Genomic DNA, 605 nt, shown 5'->3' on the forward strand with positions numbered 1-605 from the left:
GGAGCCGGAAATATTGCTTCTGGATGAACCGACCTCGGCGCTCGATGTTTCGGTGCAGGCCGAAATCCTGAACCTGCTGGCTGATCTGCGGGACGATCAAAGGCTGACCTATGTACTGGTCAGCCACGACCTGGCCGTGATTGCCCATATGTGCGATCGTGTTCTGGTCATGAAGGATGGCGCCTTCGTGGATGACCTTTCCAGGCAGGATCTGGCCGCCGGCATCACCCATCATCCATACGCAGCCAGTCTGTTCGCGGCCAGCTATCTTTGAGAGATCTGCTCAGACGATAGGCCGGGTGATCAGTTCACCGTGAGCCGTAATCGATAGGTTGTTTGACCTGAGACCCGACGACCCTCCATTTCTCCGGAGAGTCTGGTTTTTCTTGTGATACGCAAATGGCGCGGTGGTAGCAATCGGCAGAAACGCATAGCCTCCATCCTGCGCAGCGCTGGCGCCGATTGCGGCGATAGTCCCGGCATAGGCTGCCGGGTTTTGGTATCCAAGCGATGAGTGTGGCCGGAAATTGTTATAGTAGTCGGCCCACCCGTCAATGGCAGCACGCTATCGCGAGCAGGTTACAGAGCTCTTCGCCGGCTTGGGC

At 57.4% G+C, this 605-nt stretch carries 1 protein-coding gene and 1 pseudogene; one reads left to right on the forward strand and one right to left on the reverse strand.

Annotated features, from left to right (window positions below; genetic code table 11):
* The coding region (locus tag MD273_RS18660) for an ATP-binding cassette domain-containing protein (protein WP_502846084.1) at nucleotides 1-274 on the forward strand (274 nt) is incomplete at its 5' end.
* Nucleotides 275-370: 96 nt separating this feature from the next.
* Here MD273_RS18660 and MD273_RS18665 read toward each other — a convergent pair.
* Nucleotides 371-565 (reverse strand): annotated as a pseudogene (locus tag MD273_RS18665) (integrase core domain-containing protein); the annotation flags it as partial.
* Between the last annotated feature and the right edge of the window lie 40 nt (nucleotides 566-605).

The organism is Marinobacter sp. C7 (genome assembly GCF_022343555.1).
In the GTDB taxonomy this organism is placed as follows: Bacteria; Pseudomonadota; Gammaproteobacteria; order Pseudomonadales; family Oleiphilaceae; genus Marinobacter.